Annotated in this window: 19 protein-coding genes; 12 read left to right on the plus strand and 7 right to left on the minus strand. The window is 38.3% G+C overall.

Going from position 1 to position 16,392, the window contains the following annotated elements; translation table 11 throughout:
- Window positions 1–2: 2 nt before the first annotated feature.
- The 11 genes from IPP61_07525 (at window position 3) to IPP61_07575 (ending at window position 10,132) form a co-directional block, all read left to right on the plus strand.
- Complete coding sequence (locus IPP61_07525; protein ID MBL0325016.1) at window positions 3–449, plus strand: DinB family protein; 447 nt, start codon at window positions 3–5, stop codon at window positions 447–449.
- The gene (gene serS, locus IPP61_07530; GenBank protein MBL0325017.1) at window positions 449–1,720 is read left to right on the plus strand and encodes a serine--tRNA ligase; all 1,272 of its coding nucleotides are present in this window, start codon (window positions 449–451) and stop codon (window positions 1,718–1,720) included. Before IPP61_07525 ends, serS begins: the two co-directional genes overlap by 1 nt.
- A 291-nt stretch (window positions 1,721–2,011) precedes the next feature.
- A complete protein-coding gene (locus IPP61_07535; protein MBL0325018.1) occupies window positions 2,012–2,791 on the plus strand; it encodes a succinate dehydrogenase cytochrome b subunit in 780 nt (259 codons plus the stop codon).
- A gap of 21 nt (window positions 2,792–2,812) precedes the next feature.
- Window positions 2,813–4,801, plus strand: a complete 1,989-nt coding sequence (locus IPP61_07540) for a fumarate reductase/succinate dehydrogenase flavoprotein subunit (protein ID MBL0325019.1) — start codon at window positions 2,813–2,815, stop codon at window positions 4,799–4,801.
- A 113-nt stretch (window positions 4,802–4,914) separates the two neighbouring features.
- Entirely contained in the window at window positions 4,915–5,667 is a 753-nt protein-coding gene (locus IPP61_07545) for a succinate dehydrogenase/fumarate reductase iron-sulfur subunit (GenBank protein ID MBL0325020.1), read from the plus strand.
- A 273-nt stretch (window positions 5,668–5,940) separates the two neighbouring features.
- Window positions 5,941–7,272, plus strand: a complete 1,332-nt coding sequence (rseP, locus tag IPP61_07550; protein MBL0325021.1) for an RIP metalloprotease RseP — start codon at window positions 5,941–5,943, stop codon at window positions 7,270–7,272.
- Window positions 7,273–7,280: 8 nt separating this feature from the next.
- Window positions 7,281–7,760, plus strand: coding sequence for a hypothetical protein (locus tag IPP61_07555; protein MBL0325022.1), 480 nt, complete (start codon window positions 7,281–7,283; stop codon window positions 7,758–7,760).
- A 118-nt stretch (window positions 7,761–7,878) separates the two neighbouring features.
- Entirely contained in the window at window positions 7,879–8,349 is a 471-nt protein-coding gene (locus IPP61_07560) for a MarR family transcriptional regulator (GenBank protein ID MBL0325023.1), read from the plus strand.
- A gap of 6 nt (window positions 8,350–8,355) precedes the next feature.
- On the plus strand, window positions 8,356–8,796 hold the full coding sequence (locus IPP61_07565) for a hypothetical protein (protein ID MBL0325024.1): 441 nt from the start codon (window positions 8,356–8,358) through the stop codon (window positions 8,794–8,796).
- Window positions 8,793–9,227: an NUDIX hydrolase gene (locus IPP61_07570; GenBank protein MBL0325025.1), complete on the plus strand. Its 435-nt coding sequence runs from the start codon at window positions 8,793–8,795 to the stop codon at window positions 9,225–9,227. The genes IPP61_07565 and IPP61_07570 overlap by 4 nt, the downstream gene beginning before the upstream one ends.
- 11 nt (window positions 9,228–9,238) lie before the next feature.
- Window positions 9,239–10,132 carry a DNA-3-methyladenine glycosylase 2 family protein gene (locus IPP61_07575; protein MBL0325026.1) on the plus strand — a complete coding sequence of 298 codons (894 nt, stop codon included), beginning with the start codon at window positions 9,239–9,241 and terminating at the stop codon, window positions 10,130–10,132.
- Here IPP61_07575 and IPP61_07580 read toward each other — a convergent pair.
- From IPP61_07580 to IPP61_07610, 7 genes are all read right to left on the minus strand, one after another.
- The gene (locus IPP61_07580; GenBank protein ID MBL0325027.1) at window positions 10,127–10,711 is read right to left on the minus strand and encodes an alpha-ketoglutarate-dependent dioxygenase AlkB; all 585 of its coding nucleotides are present in this window, start codon (window positions 10,709–10,711) and stop codon (window positions 10,127–10,129) included. The genes IPP61_07575 and IPP61_07580 overlap by 6 nt on opposite strands.
- 5 nt (window positions 10,712–10,716) lie before the next feature.
- Entirely contained in the window at window positions 10,717–11,910 is a 1,194-nt protein-coding gene (locus IPP61_07585) for an ATP-binding protein (protein ID MBL0325028.1), read from the minus strand.
- A gap of 187 nt (window positions 11,911–12,097) precedes the next feature.
- A complete protein-coding gene (locus IPP61_07590) occupies window positions 12,098–12,469 on the minus strand; it encodes a Dabb family protein (protein ID MBL0325029.1) in 372 nt (123 codons plus the stop codon).
- 30 nt (window positions 12,470–12,499) lie between these two features.
- Window positions 12,500–13,687, minus strand: coding sequence for a tryptophan synthase subunit beta (gene trpB, locus IPP61_07595; protein MBL0325030.1), 1,188 nt, complete (start codon window positions 13,685–13,687; stop codon window positions 12,500–12,502).
- 24 nt (window positions 13,688–13,711) lie between these two features.
- The gene (locus IPP61_07600) at window positions 13,712–14,320 is read right to left on the minus strand and encodes a phosphoribosylanthranilate isomerase (protein ID MBL0325031.1); all 609 of its coding nucleotides are present in this window, start codon (window positions 14,318–14,320) and stop codon (window positions 13,712–13,714) included.
- A 29-nt stretch (window positions 14,321–14,349) separates the two neighbouring features.
- Complete coding sequence (gene trpC, locus IPP61_07605; GenBank protein ID MBL0325032.1) at window positions 14,350–15,147, minus strand: indole-3-glycerol phosphate synthase TrpC; 798 nt, start codon at window positions 15,145–15,147, stop codon at window positions 14,350–14,352.
- A gap of 24 nt (window positions 15,148–15,171) precedes the next feature.
- Complete coding sequence (locus IPP61_07610; protein ID MBL0325033.1) at window positions 15,172–15,750, minus strand: Crp/Fnr family transcriptional regulator; 579 nt, start codon at window positions 15,748–15,750, stop codon at window positions 15,172–15,174.
- A 76-nt stretch (window positions 15,751–15,826) separates the two neighbouring features.
- Between IPP61_07610 and IPP61_07615 the strand changes: the two genes are divergently transcribed.
- The gene (locus IPP61_07615) at window positions 15,827–16,390 is read left to right on the plus strand and encodes a sigma-70 family RNA polymerase sigma factor (protein MBL0325034.1); all 564 of its coding nucleotides are present in this window, start codon (window positions 15,827–15,829) and stop codon (window positions 16,388–16,390) included.
- Window positions 16,391–16,392: the final 2 nt, after the last annotated feature.

Here is a 16,392-nt window from a genome sequence, read left to right on the forward strand (position 1 = left end):
ATATGCTTGATTCATTAGAAAGCCTTTTTGTTCGCGATTTAGAGAAAGTATCACAGGAAATTGAAGCCTATGATTCAGAAGAATTGCTTTGGAAAAGAGTTGAAGGAATCAGTAATCCTGCCGGAAATTTGGCCTTACATTTGATTGGTAACTTAAATACCTACATGGGTAAAAATTTGGGAAATACCGGATATGTCAGAAACAGGCCAGCGGAGTTTTCAGATATCAGTTCCAAAGAACAAATTCTGAATGGATTAAAAGAGACTTTAAATATGATTAGAGCCACTTTTGCAACCTTATCAGATTCGGGATTAAATCTGGAATATCCAACCCAGGACTTGGGTTATCCGATGACAACCGGTTATTTTTTGGTACATTTGCATGGGCATCTTAATTATCATTTAGGACAAATAAATTATCACAGAAGGCTGATTAAAAATATAAAATAATGCTTCAATTAACATTTATAAGAGAAAACAAGGAGCTGACTATCAAGGGTCTGGAGAGAAAATATTTCAAAAATGCTGCTGAGGTTGTTGATTCAGTAATCGAAATCGATGACAACCGCCGCAATACTCAGAAAGAGTTGGACGACGCTTTGGCAAAAGGAAATCAGCTGGCCAAACAAATCGGTGGGCTGATGAAAGAAGGCAAAAAAGAAGAAGCAGAAAAAGCGAAGTCACAAACTGCCGAGCTAAAAGAAAAATCAAAAGCTCTGGAAGAAAAGCTAAAAGAGCTCGAAAATAGCTTGCAGGAGATTATGGTGACCATTCCGAATCTTCCACATGAGTCAGTACCCGAAGGACGTACCCCCGAAGAAAATCTAAATATTTTTGAAGCAGGAACAATTCCATCTTTGCATGCCAACGCCCAGCCCCATTGGGAATTGATCAAAAAGTACGATATCATCGATTTCGAATTAGGAAATAAAGTGTCGGGTGCCGGATTTCCTTTTTATAAAGGTAAAGGAGCTAAAATTCAGCGTGCCTTAATCAACTTTTTTCTAAACGAAGCCGAAGCTGCCGGATATTTCGAAGTACAGCCACCAATTGTAATCAATGCGGCTTCGGGTTTTGGTACAGGTCAGTTGCCCGACAAAGAAGGTCAGATGTATTATGCTGCAGCCGATGATTTGTATTTGATTCCAACCGCCGAGGTGCCCGTTACCAATATTTATCGCGATGTAATCCTATCTGATGCCGAATTGCCTGCCAAAAATGTGGCATACACGCCATGTTTCAGACGCGAAGCCGGCAGTTGGGGTGCTCATGTACGTGGTTTAAACCGCCTGCATCAATTTGATAAAGTCGAAATCGTGCAAATCAGGAAACCGGAAGAATCCTATCAGGCTTTGGAAGAAATGCTGGAACATGTAAAAGGACTTTTGCAAAAACTTAATTTACCTTTCAGAATTCTTCGGCTTTGTGGAGGCGATATGAGTTTTACTTCTGCCTTAACATTTGATTTTGAAGTATTTTCCGCAGCTCAGGAAAGATGGCTAGAGGTGAGCTCAGTATCTAATTTTGAATCTTATCAGGCCAATCGCCTGAAATTGAGATATAAAATAGATGGTAAAACCCGCTTGCTTCATACCTTGAATGGTTCAGCTTTGGCCTTGCCACGAATCCTTGCTGCGATTCTGGAAAACAACCAGACTCCAGAGGGAATTAAAGTACCAGATGTACTCGTTCCATTCTGCGGATTTGATATAATTAATTGAGATTTACAAAGGGCCGGTTCTTCCGGTCTTTTTTTTGTTTCAAGAAAAATAGAACAAATTTTTCTCTATAAAGTTTTATAAAAAATGATAAATGAAAAACATTATTTTTTTAATATTTAATCAAACCTCAGGCAGATGAAAGTGGTATTTTTTTGTCTATATTTAGTAAAAAATATATAGAAAATCATTATTTATTTTGATTCTAAAGTGTTTCTGAATTAGATTTGAGTATTGAAAACAAATTGGATTTTTCTAAGTAAAAAGAAAACAAATTAATCTAAAAATAACAATATGGGTTGGCTTACAAAAACACTGACAAGCTCAATTGGGAAAAAAGTCCTTATGGCACTTACCGGCTTGTTTTTGTGTACTTTTTTGGTAGTGCATTTTATCGGTAACATGCAGCTATTCAAGTCTGACGGCGGCTATGCTTTTAACACTTATGCGGTTTTCATGACCACATTTCCTGTAATTAAAGTAGTTTCCTACGTTAACTATGCTTTGATTTTATTCCACGCTTTTTGGGGGATTTACATCACTTATAAAAACCGTCAGGCAAGACCAGTTGCTTATGCTGTCAACAAAAATTCTTCAAGTATTTTTAGTCGCAGTATGGCAATATTAGGCTTGATTCTATTGGTCTATCTGGTAGTTCATATGAGCGATTTCTGGTACAGATATCACTACGAGCATTTGCCATATGTGAAATACACTGAAAATATCAGTACTGGTGAAATTTCCACAACTGCAATGGATGAAGGTTATACACAATTAGTAAAAAAACTTGAAATTGCTGATGCAGTATCAGGAACAAAAATCATTATCGTAAAAGATCTTTACAAAGTGGTAGGTTTTGCATTCCAGAATATCCTTTTGGTACTGTTTTATGTACTTTCAATGTTTGCGGTTTCATTCCACCTAATTCATGGATTCCAGAGTGCATTTCAGACTCTGGGTATCAATCACCCCAAATATTCACCCTTTATTAAGAATTTGGGTATATGGATATTTGCCATATTGATTCCGATTGGATACGCGGCTATGCCACTTTATTTTTATTTTCTAAAGTAATTTCAGCTTAATTAATATACAATGGCTACAATTAAACTTGACGCTAAGGTTCCTGAGGGTCCGATAGCTGAAAAATGGACAAAATATAGATCGACTGTTCCGCTGGTTAACCCGGCTAATAAACGTAACCTCGAAATAATCGTTGTAGGTACTGGCCTTGCAGGAGCTTCTGCGGCTGCAGCCCTGGCCGAAATGGGGTACAAAGTTAAGGCATTCTGTTTTCAGGACTCTCCTCGCCGTGCACACTCTATTGCTGCTCAGGGAGGTATCAACGCTGCAAAAAACTATCAGAATGATGGCGACTCAACATTCCGACTTTTTTATGATACTATCAAAGGAGGCGACTACCGTGCCCGTGAGGCCAATGTGCACCGTCTGGCTGAGGTATCAGGTAATATCATAGATCAATGTGTGGCTCAGGGCGTACCTTTTGCACGTGATTACGGCGGTATGCTACGTAACCGCTCTTTTGGTGGAACCCAGGTTCAGCGGACTTTTTATGCAGCCGGTCAAACCGGTCAACAGTTGCTTCTTGGTGCTTACTCGGCACTTGAAAGACAAGTGGGAATAGGTGCCGTACAGATGTACTCACGCCATGAAATGCTTGAAGTGGTAAAAATCGATGGCAAAGCCAGAGGTATCATAGCCAGAAACCTTGTTACAGGTGAGCTTGAGCGTCATTTTGGGCATGCAGTATTGCTTTGTACCGGTGGATACGGAAACGTATTTTACCTTTCGACCAATGCAATGGGTTCAAACACCACTGCCATTTGGAAAGCCCACAAACAAGGTGCAGTTTTTGGTAACCCATGTTTTACTCAGATTCACCCTACTTGTATTCCGGTTTCAGGTGACCACCAATCAAAACTAACTTTGATGTCAGAGTCATTGAGAAATGATGGTCGTATTTGGGTTCCAAAAAATAAAGATGAAAAACGTGCTGCCAACGATATCCCTGAGGAAGACAGAGATTATTACCTGGAACGTCGTTATCCTGCATTTGGAAACCTGGTACCTAGAGACATTGCGTCAAGGGCTGCCAAAGAAAGATGTGATGCAGGGTATGGTGTTGGGGTAACTAAGATGGCGGTATATCTTGACTTTAAGCATAATCTTGTCAATAAATATGGAAAAGCCGAGGCCAACAAACTGGGAATAGAAAATCCGGATTATGACACTTTGGTAAAATTGGGTAAAGAAGTAGTAAAAGAAGAGTACGGAAACTTGTTTGACATGTACAAACAGATCACCGGTGAAGATCCTTACGAAGTGCCAATGATGATATACCCTGCGGTGCATTACACTATGGGTGGGCTTTGGGTCGATTATAATTTAATGACTACCGTGCCTGGTTTGTATTGTTTGGGTGAAGCCAATTTCTCTGACCATGGAGCCAACCGATTAGGTGCATCAGCTTTAATGCAGGGGCTTTCTGATGGGTATTTCGTAATACCTTATACTATAGGTGCTTATCTTTCTTCTGACATCAAAACTAAAGCAATATCTACTGACCATGAAGCTTTTGTTGAAACAGAAAAACATGTAAAAGAAAGAATTGATACTTTGTTATCGATAAAAGGTAAACAATCGCCCGAATCATTCCACAAACGTTTGGGTAAAATCATGTGGGAAAAATGTGGTATGGCCCGTAACGAAAAAGGCTTAACTGAAGCGATTCAGGAAATCAGGGAGTTAAGAAAAGAATTCTGGTCTGACCTTAAAGTGGTGGGCGATGGTGACGGATTTAATCCTGAACTTGATAAAGCCGGTAGGGTAGCCGACTTCCTTGAATTGGGCGAACTGATGTGTATTGATGCTCTCGATCGTAAAGAATCTTGTGGAGGGCATTTCCGTGAGGAATATCAGGAAGATGGTGGAGAAGCTTTGCGTGACGATGAGAACTTTATGTATGTGTCGGCATGGGAATATAATAAAGAGAGCGATTGGTCGCTCATAAAAGAAGATTTGATTTACGAAAATATCAAGATTGCTCAGCGTAATTATAAATAATTGCTGACACCCATAATTTTGTATATCATATCAAATAAAAATCCCAGAAATGGGTAAAATAAAAAACTCAATCAATAAGACCAGCAAAGGTCAATAGAGAAAATTTCAATATCATGAATATTACGTTGAAAGTATGGCGTCAAAAAAACCAAAACGCCAAAGGAGCATTGGAAACTTATAAAGTAAGTGATGTTTCGCCTGACATGTCTTTTCTGGAGATGTTTGACGTATTAAACGAAAGATTAGTTACGGAAGACATCGAGCCCATAGCCTTTGACCACGACTGCCGTGAAGGTATTTGTGGTACGTGTTCTATGTACATCGACGGCCGCCCTCATGGTCCTTTGGAAGGCGTTACCACTTGTCAGCTTCACATGCGTAGCTTTAAAGATGGCGATACTATAGTTGTCGAACCATGGAGAGCTTTGGCTTTTCCGGTACTCAAAGACTTGGTGGTTGACCGTACAGCATTTGATCGTATCATTGCCTCAGGTGGTTTTGTTTCGGTAAATACAGGAAACGCTCAGGACGCCAACAATCTTCCGATAGGTAAAGATCTGGCCGACAAATCATTTGCCGCTGCCGCCTGTATCGGATGTGGTGCATGTGTTGCAGCCTGTAAAAATGCCTCAGCTATGCTTTTTGTGTCGGCAAAAGTTTCTCAGCTGGCACTATTGCCTCAGGGTGAGCCTGAACGTGAAAAAAGAGCATTGAACATGGTAGCACAGATGGATGCTGAAGGATTTGGTGCCTGTACCAATACCGGAGCTTGTGCCGCTGAATGTCCTAAAGAAATATCACTTGACAACATCGCCAGACTAAACCGCGAGTTTTTGAGTGCCAGTGTGGCTAATCCTGAAGTTTGATTGACCACTAAATAAAAAAATATTCCTAAGTCTTGACTTGACAAATATTCAATTTATATTTGTATCAAAGTTGTGTGGATTTAGTAACGGGACACACACGTCGGTTTCCGATGTGTGTGTTTTTTTATGGCTAAAATCTAATAAATAGCATCAGAGGATTGATTTTATCCAATATTGCTTTCAGTATCTGAATTTTATAACGATTTTTGTGTTTTATATTAAAAACAAGCTAAAACAGACGGTAATCGGGTAGATTATCATTAATTTATATATATGGAAGGATTGATAATGGCAGCTCAGCTTTTGCTGGCACTCACCATTTTGGTTGGTTTACACGAATTCGGACACTTTATTTTTGCCCGCATCTTTAAAATCAGGGTCAACAAATTTTACATTTTCTTTGATTTCTTATTCCCTTTACCCAATGTTTTGAATTTTGCTCTTTGGAAAAAGAAAAAAGGTGATACTGAATACGGTCTCGGTTGGTTTCCTTTGGGTGGTTATGTGGATATAGCCGGTATGATTGACGAAACTAAAGATGCTTCACAGCTTTCATCTACCCCGGAACCCTGGGAATTTAGATCTAAACCGGCATGGCAACGACTTTTTGTAATGTTAGGAGGGATAATCGTAAATATAATTCTGGGAGTATTGATTTATTCAGGTGTTAAATATACCTGGGGAGAAGAGGATTTTGCACGAGAAGAGGTAAATAAAAGAGGGATTTATGCACATCCTTTAGCCGAGAAAATTGGACTAAAAACTGGAGATAAGATACTTAAAATTAATGGTAAAGATTACACTGTTTTTAGTGAAGTACTAAGTGCTGTTGCCAACGAAAACACAAGTTTTCTGGTTGAAAGAGACAGTCAGACCATAGAAGTGCCTGTTCCCAATCAATTGATTGAAAACATTGCAAAGAAAGAAGACTTTGTGAGTCCTATATTTCCGTTTGAAGTTAGAATTGTTTCAAAAGGAATGCCCGCTGACAAAGCCGGACTCAGAGAAGGTGATAAAATTCTGGCAATAAATGGAAAAAAAATAAATTATTATCAGGAGCTCCAGCCTTTAATCAGAAGCAATGCAGGTAAAAAAATCACTTTGGATATTGAAAGAAAAGGGACTAAGCTAAGTATTAGTCCGGTGGTAACTGCTGATTCAGCGATAGGATTTAATCCGAAATTTACACTAGCAACCGTAGAAACCAAGTTTGGACTTTGGGAATCTGTAAAAGAAGGTACTAACGAAGCCCTGAGTGTGATTCCTCAACAAATCAATGGTTTTGCTAGAATTTTCAAAGGTCATATTTCAGCTTCAAACGCTTTAAGTGGGCCCGTGGGTCTTTCACAAATGTTTGGTGGTCGTTGGGATTGGGAAAGGTTCTGGAGATTAACAGGCTTATTGTCAATGGCTTTGGCTTTTATGAATGCACTTCCTATACCGGCTTTGGATGGTGGGCATGTGATAGTTTTATTATATGAAATGATCTCCCGTCGTAAACCTTCCGAGCTTTTTATGGAGCGTACCCAACAGATCGGTACATTTATACTTTTGGCATTGATGGCGTATGTACTGTTTAACGATACAGTTAAACTACTATTTTAATTACTTTCATGAAAAGTTTGATATTGGGTTTATTTCTGATGCTTTCTTTTCATGATTTTCATACTTCTTTGACCGAAATAAATTACAACTCTCAGTCCAGGTCTTTGGAGCTTTCTGTTAGGGTTTTCACCGATGACCTTGAACTTGCCCTTACCAACTTTAATAAGGGTCAGTTGGTCAAAATTGAAGACCCTGTTCAAAAAACAGACCCTTTGATAGAGCAATACTTTCGGCGAAACATTGCAATTATTTCTCCAAATAAAGAAGTGAAATTTGCCAAATTTTATGGCAAGGAACAGGAATCTGATGCCACCTGGCTTTATTTTGAGGTCTTTGAATGCGAAAAAATTAAGGACTTCACCCTTTACAATGCCATAATGCAGGAAATGTTTAAAGATCAGACCAATCTGGTTAATATTTTATACCCCGGCAAGAAAAAAACACTTGTGTTTGATTCCGAAGTGCGTATCCACGAATGGCCTTTTTGACCAAAGAAAAATTTTAGAAAAATATCAATAAAAATATCCGAATAGTATGCTTGCATAACATCTGAAATCTTTACTTTTGTAAAGTTTTTTGGGCTAAATGCTTCATTGATTTTATTTTATGAAAAAAGAGCATACTATTGATTTTTATATAAAATGGGCCTGGCATGCGATTTCCAGGATGTACAACATCAATGCTGCGGCCGAAGACATGACCATGTCGATAGGCTTTGTGTTGCTAAATATTGATTTGGAAAAAGGTACCCCTGCAACAAAAATAGGCCCCAGTATAGGAATGGAGGCCAGAAGCCTTACCAGAATGTTGAAAACATTGGAAGAAAAAGGCTGGATTTACCGCGAAACCGATCCCACAGATAAGCGATTTGTAAATGTATTTCTAACCGACTTAGGCAAAAAAAAGCGTAAATTTGCACGAGAAGGGGTCATAGAATTTAACAAAAGAATTCAGGAGAAAATCTCTCCGGCCGACTTAGATGTTTATTTCAAAGTAATGAAGCAAATCAATGGGTTATTAGAGGATATTTCTCAGGAAAATCACCAACATGAAGTACTATCCTTAGATCAAATTTAATTTTAGATGAAGAAAATCTTTATTTTAGTTTTATTTATTTCATCAGTAGAAGGTTTTTCGCAAAGTGTAGTCTATTATCCGTTCAATTCGCTTTTTGGAATCAGTAGTAATCCTGAAAAAACCGTATGGGTAGATTTGAAACTACAAACCAATTCTTATTTTTCTTCTTTGAGTACGGAGATTACGCCTGAATTTACTTTCAAAAAAACCAACAGAGCATTGTACTATGCAGGAGGAGGGTTTAAACTTAACTATTTAAATGCCATTGAAAACAACAATATTCTGGAAGGTTTTATGCTCAATACCGGAGTCAGAATTATGCCGGTTGACAAGTTTAAGCGATTTCATGTAGCATTTGAAGTGTCGCCTTATGTGACACGTAAGATGGATATCGGTTTGATGCGTACTTTTCTAGGTTTGGGGTATAATTTCTCAGGAAAAAAATGAAAATAAGGCCTTCTGTAATCATCGTTAAAGACGATAAGGTATTGACGCTTAAATATTTATACGGAAGTACTGAAGTCTATGCCATTCCGGGTGGAAACCTTGAATTTGGTGAAAGCCTTTCTGAAACGGTAGTCAGAGAGTTGAAAGAAGAACTAAATCTTGAAATAAGCCTGTTGGATTTTTGTGGTACAGCCGAAATCATCAATGAAAAACAGCATGGGGTACATTTCTTTTTTTTAGGAAAAATTATTTCCGGTGAACCTAAAATAAACCCTCAAGAAACTACTGCCAATTCGGTGGTGTGGCTTAAAAAAGACCAAATTACTGAAGTTAATTTATATCCAAAAATACCGGATTTGATTTTGTCGGTTTTGAATGGTGAAAACCCTTACGGTTTATTTTTAGGAAAAATAGATCAACCCTGGTATTAAATTCCAATCATTTGAAATTTACAATCCCTACCCCCAAGATTTTCGATTTTAATGAATGTCTCTGGTTTCTAGACCGGGGTTATGACGAATGTTTGCATACCATTTCAGATAAGAAAGTCAGAAAAGTATTTAAGTCTGAAATCCAAAATGTTCTGGTTGAAATCAGTTCAGAAAATGAAATTTTAATCTGTGAAATTCTGAATACCCAAACCGCTGACTTAGAAAATATTAAGAAACAAATAATCAAGTGGTTTGATCTGGAAAGGGATTTGTCACCGTTTTATACATTACTTTCTCATGATGTGGACCTAAGTTTTTTTACTGAAAAATATTTTGGATTAAGGTTAATCACCATACCTAATTTGTTTGAAGCTCTGTGTTGGAGTATCATCGGGCAGCAGATTAATCTCACTTTTGCTTATAAAATCAAAAGAGCTTTGGTTGAGTATTGTGGCGATTTTGTGGAATATGAAGGTATAAAATATTACCTTTTTCCATCTCCCCAGGATATCCTAATAATTGATGATGTTGTATTCAGAGAAATGAAGTTTTCGAGACAAAAAATAGCGTATATCAGGAATATTTCAGAGGCTTTTTTACAAAAAATTATTTCTAAAATAGCTTTGCAAAATGTTGATAATCATAAAGATAGATTAGCTTTTTTGACTCAGATAAAAGGAGTTGGAGAGTGGACGGCTCAATATGCTTTGATGAAGTCTTTACCGGCTATGGAAGCGGTAGCTTATGGTGATGCAGGTCTCAATCAGGCACTCTTTAATCTCAAAAAAATTCCCAAGAAAGATTCCAGGCAGTTGCAAGAACAAATTATTGAACAGTTTAAAGGCTGGGAAGCCTACCTCGTTTTCTATCTTTGGAGGAGCCTGAGTGCCAGGCCTCAGTCATAAAATCTTTCTGAATGTGATATTGATTCTCTCACCTACTTCTTTGACTTTAGGAATCTGATGCAGCCAGTGGTCCTGCATTTCACCCTGCATCATGAGCAAGCTCCCACTTTCAAGCAATAAACTTCTGGTACTATTTTGTTGAACTTTGTGTTTTATCTGAAATTTTCTGGCTGCACCGAGGTTCAATGAGGCAATCACCGGATTTTTGCCTAGCTCCGGCTCGTCATCGGCATGCCAGCCCATAGAGTCGTTGCCGTTTCGGTAGTAATTGAGCAATGCAGAGTTAAAATGGTGTCCGGTTTTTTGTTCAATTAATTTCTTTAAAATCAATAAGGTATCTGAAAACGCTACAGGAATGTTGACCAGGCCTGAGTATTTGTAAGTTTTACCTTCTGCTGCATACCAGGCTGTTAACCGAGGAAACAACACTTCTTTACCGTAGATTTTCATGCCTTCCTGCTTCCAGTGGGTTTCGTTTTTTATTGTTTCAAAAAAATCATTCGAAACAAAGTCGGGATAATAAAGCAATTCTCCCTCAAAAGGCAAAAGGTTTTGATTTTCGAAGAGATTCATTACCATATTTTTCAGTATCCAAAACCAAATAACCATAATGGAATGGTGCTGCCGTAACCTTCATCTATGCCATCTTTAGCCAGAAATGCATTGGGCATACCATATATCTGGTGCATCGATTTGTTTTTTCCACCCACTTCAAATACATATTTGTCATTGACCATAAAGTCACCTCTTACTGGGAAGCTCAGCGTGTTTTTGGCACCTACCGCATTCATAAAGAAGGTTTCTCTTTCGGTACCAGTGTTGGGCTCTGTCATGGCCAGTGCATGTATTAGGTTAGAGTTTTCCAGAAAAACCTTGTCCGGCTTGGTGAGTGCACTGTCTGATTTTTGGGGTGCTTTTAAGGCGTTGAGCACATCGGCCCGGTCAAGATAATCCAAAAAAACCAACACTCTTTGTCTTGGAATGTTGAGCTGGTCCGATATTTTCTGAATATTTGGACTATACGGCACCAATTCCGACAATAAACCCAATAGCTTTTTGATTTGCCTTACCGAAGAGTAGTCGATATTGAATATTGGTGGTAAATCTACCTCAATCACCTGATTGATCATGGCTTGCAGGCGGTCGTTGTATTTTCTTCCGGCTTCTTTATAGAACGGATAGTAACCGTTTCGAAGGTAATTTTTGAATTTTTTAGTCAATTCAGGGTGCTTCGTCAATAATTCCTGAGCTATTTCGGTGTGATTGACGGTGAGCTCATCGATAGAAATTACGGGGAATGATTCCATTCCTTCAAAAATTAAAAATTCTCTAAAGCTCAGTCCTTTAAGATTGTACACGTCGGCTCTGCGACTCAAATCACCCACACCTTCCATCACATCCAACGCCGAAGAAGAGGTCACCAATACTTTTACATCGGGAAGGCTGTCATAAATATTTTTCAATTCCCTCGACCAGCCTTCGTATTTGTGTACTTCATCTATGCCAAATCTCCGGTATCCTCGGTCATAAAGCTCCTCCACGGTTTCGAGCAGTGTATTTTTACTGAAATACAGATGGTCAAGACTGAAATATATGGCGGTTTTGGTGTTGGAGTTTTCTTTTAAATATTGCTTGAGCAATGTGGTTTTTCCCACGCCTCTGCAACCTGTGATAACAATAAGGCGGGCATCAAAGTTGATCTCAGGATACAAATATCTCCTGATATCTGTTTCAGTAACAGCCAGAAGCCTTTCCGATATTTTTTCGAGAGAATGCATTTTGTATAAATAATTTAACACAAATGTATAATGTTAAATATAAATAACAAAAATAAAATGTGATAAATATAAAAAATATAATTTAAAAATGTTAAATATAAATAACATTTTTATTTGCTTTTGTACTGTATATCAAGTATTTAAATATTTGATATTTGTCAAATAAATTAATGGTTGTTTGGTGAAATTACTTCCCAGCCCAATAGTCGAGCACCATTACTTTGTCGAGAAAAGGCCCTAATACCTTTCCGAAAGCTTTATGGTCAGGATGGGGAAGATAAGCTGAACGGCCTTCCTCACTATCAAAAGTTAGTAAAAATACATGTGTGAAACCATTGTCGAGTTTTTCGGGGCTGTTGTTGATTCCCCATTCGTAGCCTTTTATTTCCTTGATTTTGTTGGGTAATTCTCTGAAAGCATCTTCTACTTTTTTAATATCGGTAGCACTGGTGCCTTCTTTAAACTTAAACATCACCACATGGCGAAGTTCCTTTTTTTGTGCTGAGGCTGTTCCCATAATTCCCAGAATTGCGATTAAGATTAATGCTAATTTTTTCATTTTGAAAAGGTTGAATATTTTGTAAAATGTTTACAGATACTTCATGTAAGTGGCCAAATCCTTGTCTCCACGGCCTGAAAGTCCGATAACAACGGTATCAGATGGCTGTAAAGGCAAATATTTAAGGGCTCCCAGAGCATGTGATGATTCTATGGCCGGAATGATGCCTTCGAGTCGGGTTAACTCAAAGCCGGCATCGATAGATTCCTGGTCAGTTATTCCCAGAAACTGAGCCCTTCCACTTTCCCAAAGATGAGCATGAAGCGGCCCAATACCAGGGTAATCTAACCCAGCTGAAATACTGTGGGGCTCTACCACCTGGCCGTCGTCGGTTTGCATCAATAAGCTTTTGCTGCCATGCAGAATCCCGGGTTTGCCTTTGAAGGTAGTCGCGGCTGTTTTTCCAGATTCTATGCCCAGACCGGCGGCTTCAGCAGCGATTATTTTTACTTCGGGTTCATCCAGAAAATGATAAAAAACACCGGCTGCATTTGACCCGCCACCTACACATGCAATCACATAATCTGGATTTTCATTCCCGGTTTTTTCAAAAAGTTGTTTTCTTACTTCCTTCGAAATTACCGACTGAAACCTCGCCACCATATCGGGGTAAGGATGTGGCCCCACTACCGACCCAATAATATAATGGGTGTCAACAGGGTTGTTAATCCAGTGTCTAAGGGCTTCATTGGTGGCATCTTTTAAAGTTTTTGAGCCACTTTTTGCCGGTCTCACTTCTGCTCCGAGCATTTTCATACGGGCTACATTGGGTGCCTGCCGTTCCATGTCGATTTCACCCATGTAAACGATGCACTCCAGCCCCATCAAAGCACACATAGTTGCTGTGGCTACACCATGCTGACCAGCACCGGTTTCCGCAACGATTTTGTGTTTCCCCAGTTTTTTTGCCAAAATAATCTGCCCCAGAGTATTGTTGACCTTATGTGCCCCTGTGTGACAAAGGTCTTCTCTTTTGAGATAGATTTCGGCATTATATTTTTCTGAAAGTCTTTGTGCCAAAAAAAGTGGGGTGGGCCGGCCAACATAATCTATCAACAGCCGTTCAAATTCCTCAATAAAGTCGGGAGACTCCATAATTTGCCGGTAATTCAGTCTAAGTTCCTCTACATTTGGGTACAGCATTTCGGGAATAAAGGCTCCGCCAAAATTGCCGTAATATCCTCTTTCATCTACTTCAAAGGCCGACTTACTTTTCATCAAATGTTTTTTTCTTGGTCAAAATTAATGATTCCCTCTGATTTTACTAAAAAGAGGCTTTAAGGTTTCAATATTTTTTATTCCCGGACAAGTCTCAAATTTACTGTTTACATCGACTCCAAAAAACGCTGGATTTTTTATTGTAAAAACGCTATCAATATTTTCGGGCGAAATACCCCCGGCTAAAAAGAAAGGAATTTCAAGCTTATAATTCTCTAGTAAATCCCAGTTAAAGGCTACTCCATGACCGCCATAACCTGCTCCTTTGGAATCAAACAAAAAAGCATCAACAGTATTCAAGTATTTTTCAGTAACAGAAAAATCAAAACTCTGGTCAACAGAAAAAGCCTTCCAAACTTCCAATCCAGAAGCTTTTATTTTTTTGCACAATTCCGGTTCCTCGTTTCCGTGAAGTTGTACTACTTTCAAACCGAATTCTACAACGCTTTGTTTTATTTCGTCAAAATCAGCATTTACAAATACCCCCACTTTCTTTATTATTTCCGGTAGATTTTTTGCCGTTAATAAATTGTCAAATTTTCCAACATACCTTGGAGATTTTTCATAAAAAATAAAACCCAGATAGTCAGGCATTAGTTTGGCTACTTCCCCGATGTTTTCAGAGTCGCCCATTCCACACACCTTTATTTTGAGCTTATTTTTCAATCTTCATTTATTTGCTTTACAAAATCTGCCAAAGCTTTTGAGGGATCAATGGTTTTCATGAAATTTTCACCCATCAAAAAACCCTCATAACCTACTTTTTTGAGTTGCTTTACAGTTTCGGGTTGAGAAATACAGCTTTCGGAAATCTTGATTATATCTTTTGGCAGAAGTTCAATCAATCTCAAAGAAGCATTAACGTTGTTTTCGGCGAAGTTTTTAAGGTTGCGGTTATTTACTCCCACAATATCAATATAGTCAAAGGGACTTTTTGCAATTTCTTCTTCGTCATGAACTTCGAGCAACACCTCCAGGTCTAATTCATGGGCTTTTTTGCTCAGATTCAGGATTTCTTCAGCTTTGAGCTGAGCTGCAATGAGTAAAATCACGTCGGCTCCCCATGCTTTTGCTTCGTAAAGTTGATATTCATCGATCATGAAGTCTTTTCTGAGCAATGGAGTAGAAGGGTTGTATTTTCTGGCCGAAATCAAATCCTCTTTTGCCCCTCCGAAATAGTTGTAATCAGTAAGTACACTTATTCCTGCCGCACCACCTTTTGTATAGCCGGTGGTAGTTTTTTCGACATCAAAATGCTCCCCAAACATCCCCTTAGAGGGTGATTTTCGTTTGAATTCAGCGATTATTCCGTTGCCATTGGTTTTTCTGATTGATTCTGCCAGGCTGTTTTTTTTTCGGAGAAAAAACTCACTTCCCATCAATTGACCCAACGAAACCATTTTTTTTGAATCTTCTATTTCAATTCTTTTGTTTACTACGATTTCGTCAAGAATAGTCATTTCTGAAAATTAATTGGATATAAATTATTTTTTTCTCACACGACTTAGTGTTTCGGGAGTTAGACCCAAAAACGAAGCTACGTGCTTTTTGGGTGCACGATCATACAAATCAGGAAACATGTTTTGAAAAGCCTCATTTCTTTTATGAGCACTCATCATTCTGAGGAATCGCACTCTTTCATCATACATAACAAGGTACATTTCGGTAAGAACTCTCACAATGTAATTTGCCTCAGGGACCAGGTCGTACAGTTCACTTAATCCACGATAAGAAATAGAAATAAGCTCTGAATCTTCCAAAAGCTCGATGGATTCAACACTTGGCATTTGCGGAATGAAACTATGAGGCACATAAATAAAACCAAATTCCCCCACAAACCATGAAGTAATATCTGATTTAATTCCATGGTCGTCTTCAAGTGTATAAAATGACCTCACCATTCCTTTTTCAATAAAATAGAGTTTGTCATTTACATCCCCGGCTTTCAAGATAATATCACCTGCTTTACCAGTAGTTTTACTTAACCTTTTCTTTAAAAGCTTTTCGGTTTCCTTGTTGAGTGGAGAAATAGCTCGGATTGCGTCAACAAAAGGAGTTACCATATTTTCTAATAATTTTCACAAATATAATGCAACCGTTAGAATATTAAATTGCATCTTGTATTTGAAACCCGGTTATATGACAAAAATTTTACAATTGTTCGGTACAGAATACCAATTAGCCAAATCTCTTATCAATAAAGATGAAAGGGCTCAGAGGTATTTTTACGAAAAGTATTCCGGGAAGTTTTTGGGGATTTGTTGCCGTTATATAAGTGACAGGATGGAAGCCGAAGATGTAATGGTGGAAAGTATGATGAAAATTTTTGAAAAAGTAAACCAGTTTAATTTTTCGGGAAGTTTTGAAGGTTGGTCAAAAAGAATAGTTGTAAATGAAGCACTGATGTTTTTAAGAAAAAGAAAAAGCATGAACGTAGAATATGATGATCAGTATTTTGACGAACCGGAAATTCAAGAAGCTGGAAATTTGGAAACGGAAGACTTGTTGGAAATTGTAAACTCATTGCCGGAAGGCTATAAAACGGTTTTTAACCTTTATGCAATTGAAGGATACAGCCATACTGAGATTAGCCAATTGCTCAATATTTCAGAAGGCACATCCAAATCGCAGTTGAGCAGAGCAAGAGTAATTTTGCAACAAAAAGTGATGAAAAACAACACTATAAATTATAATCATTTATAGAA

It is taken from the genome of Cytophagaceae bacterium, assembly GCA_016722655.1.
Classification (GTDB): Bacteria; Bacteroidota; Bacteroidia; order Cytophagales; family Spirosomataceae; genus Leadbetterella.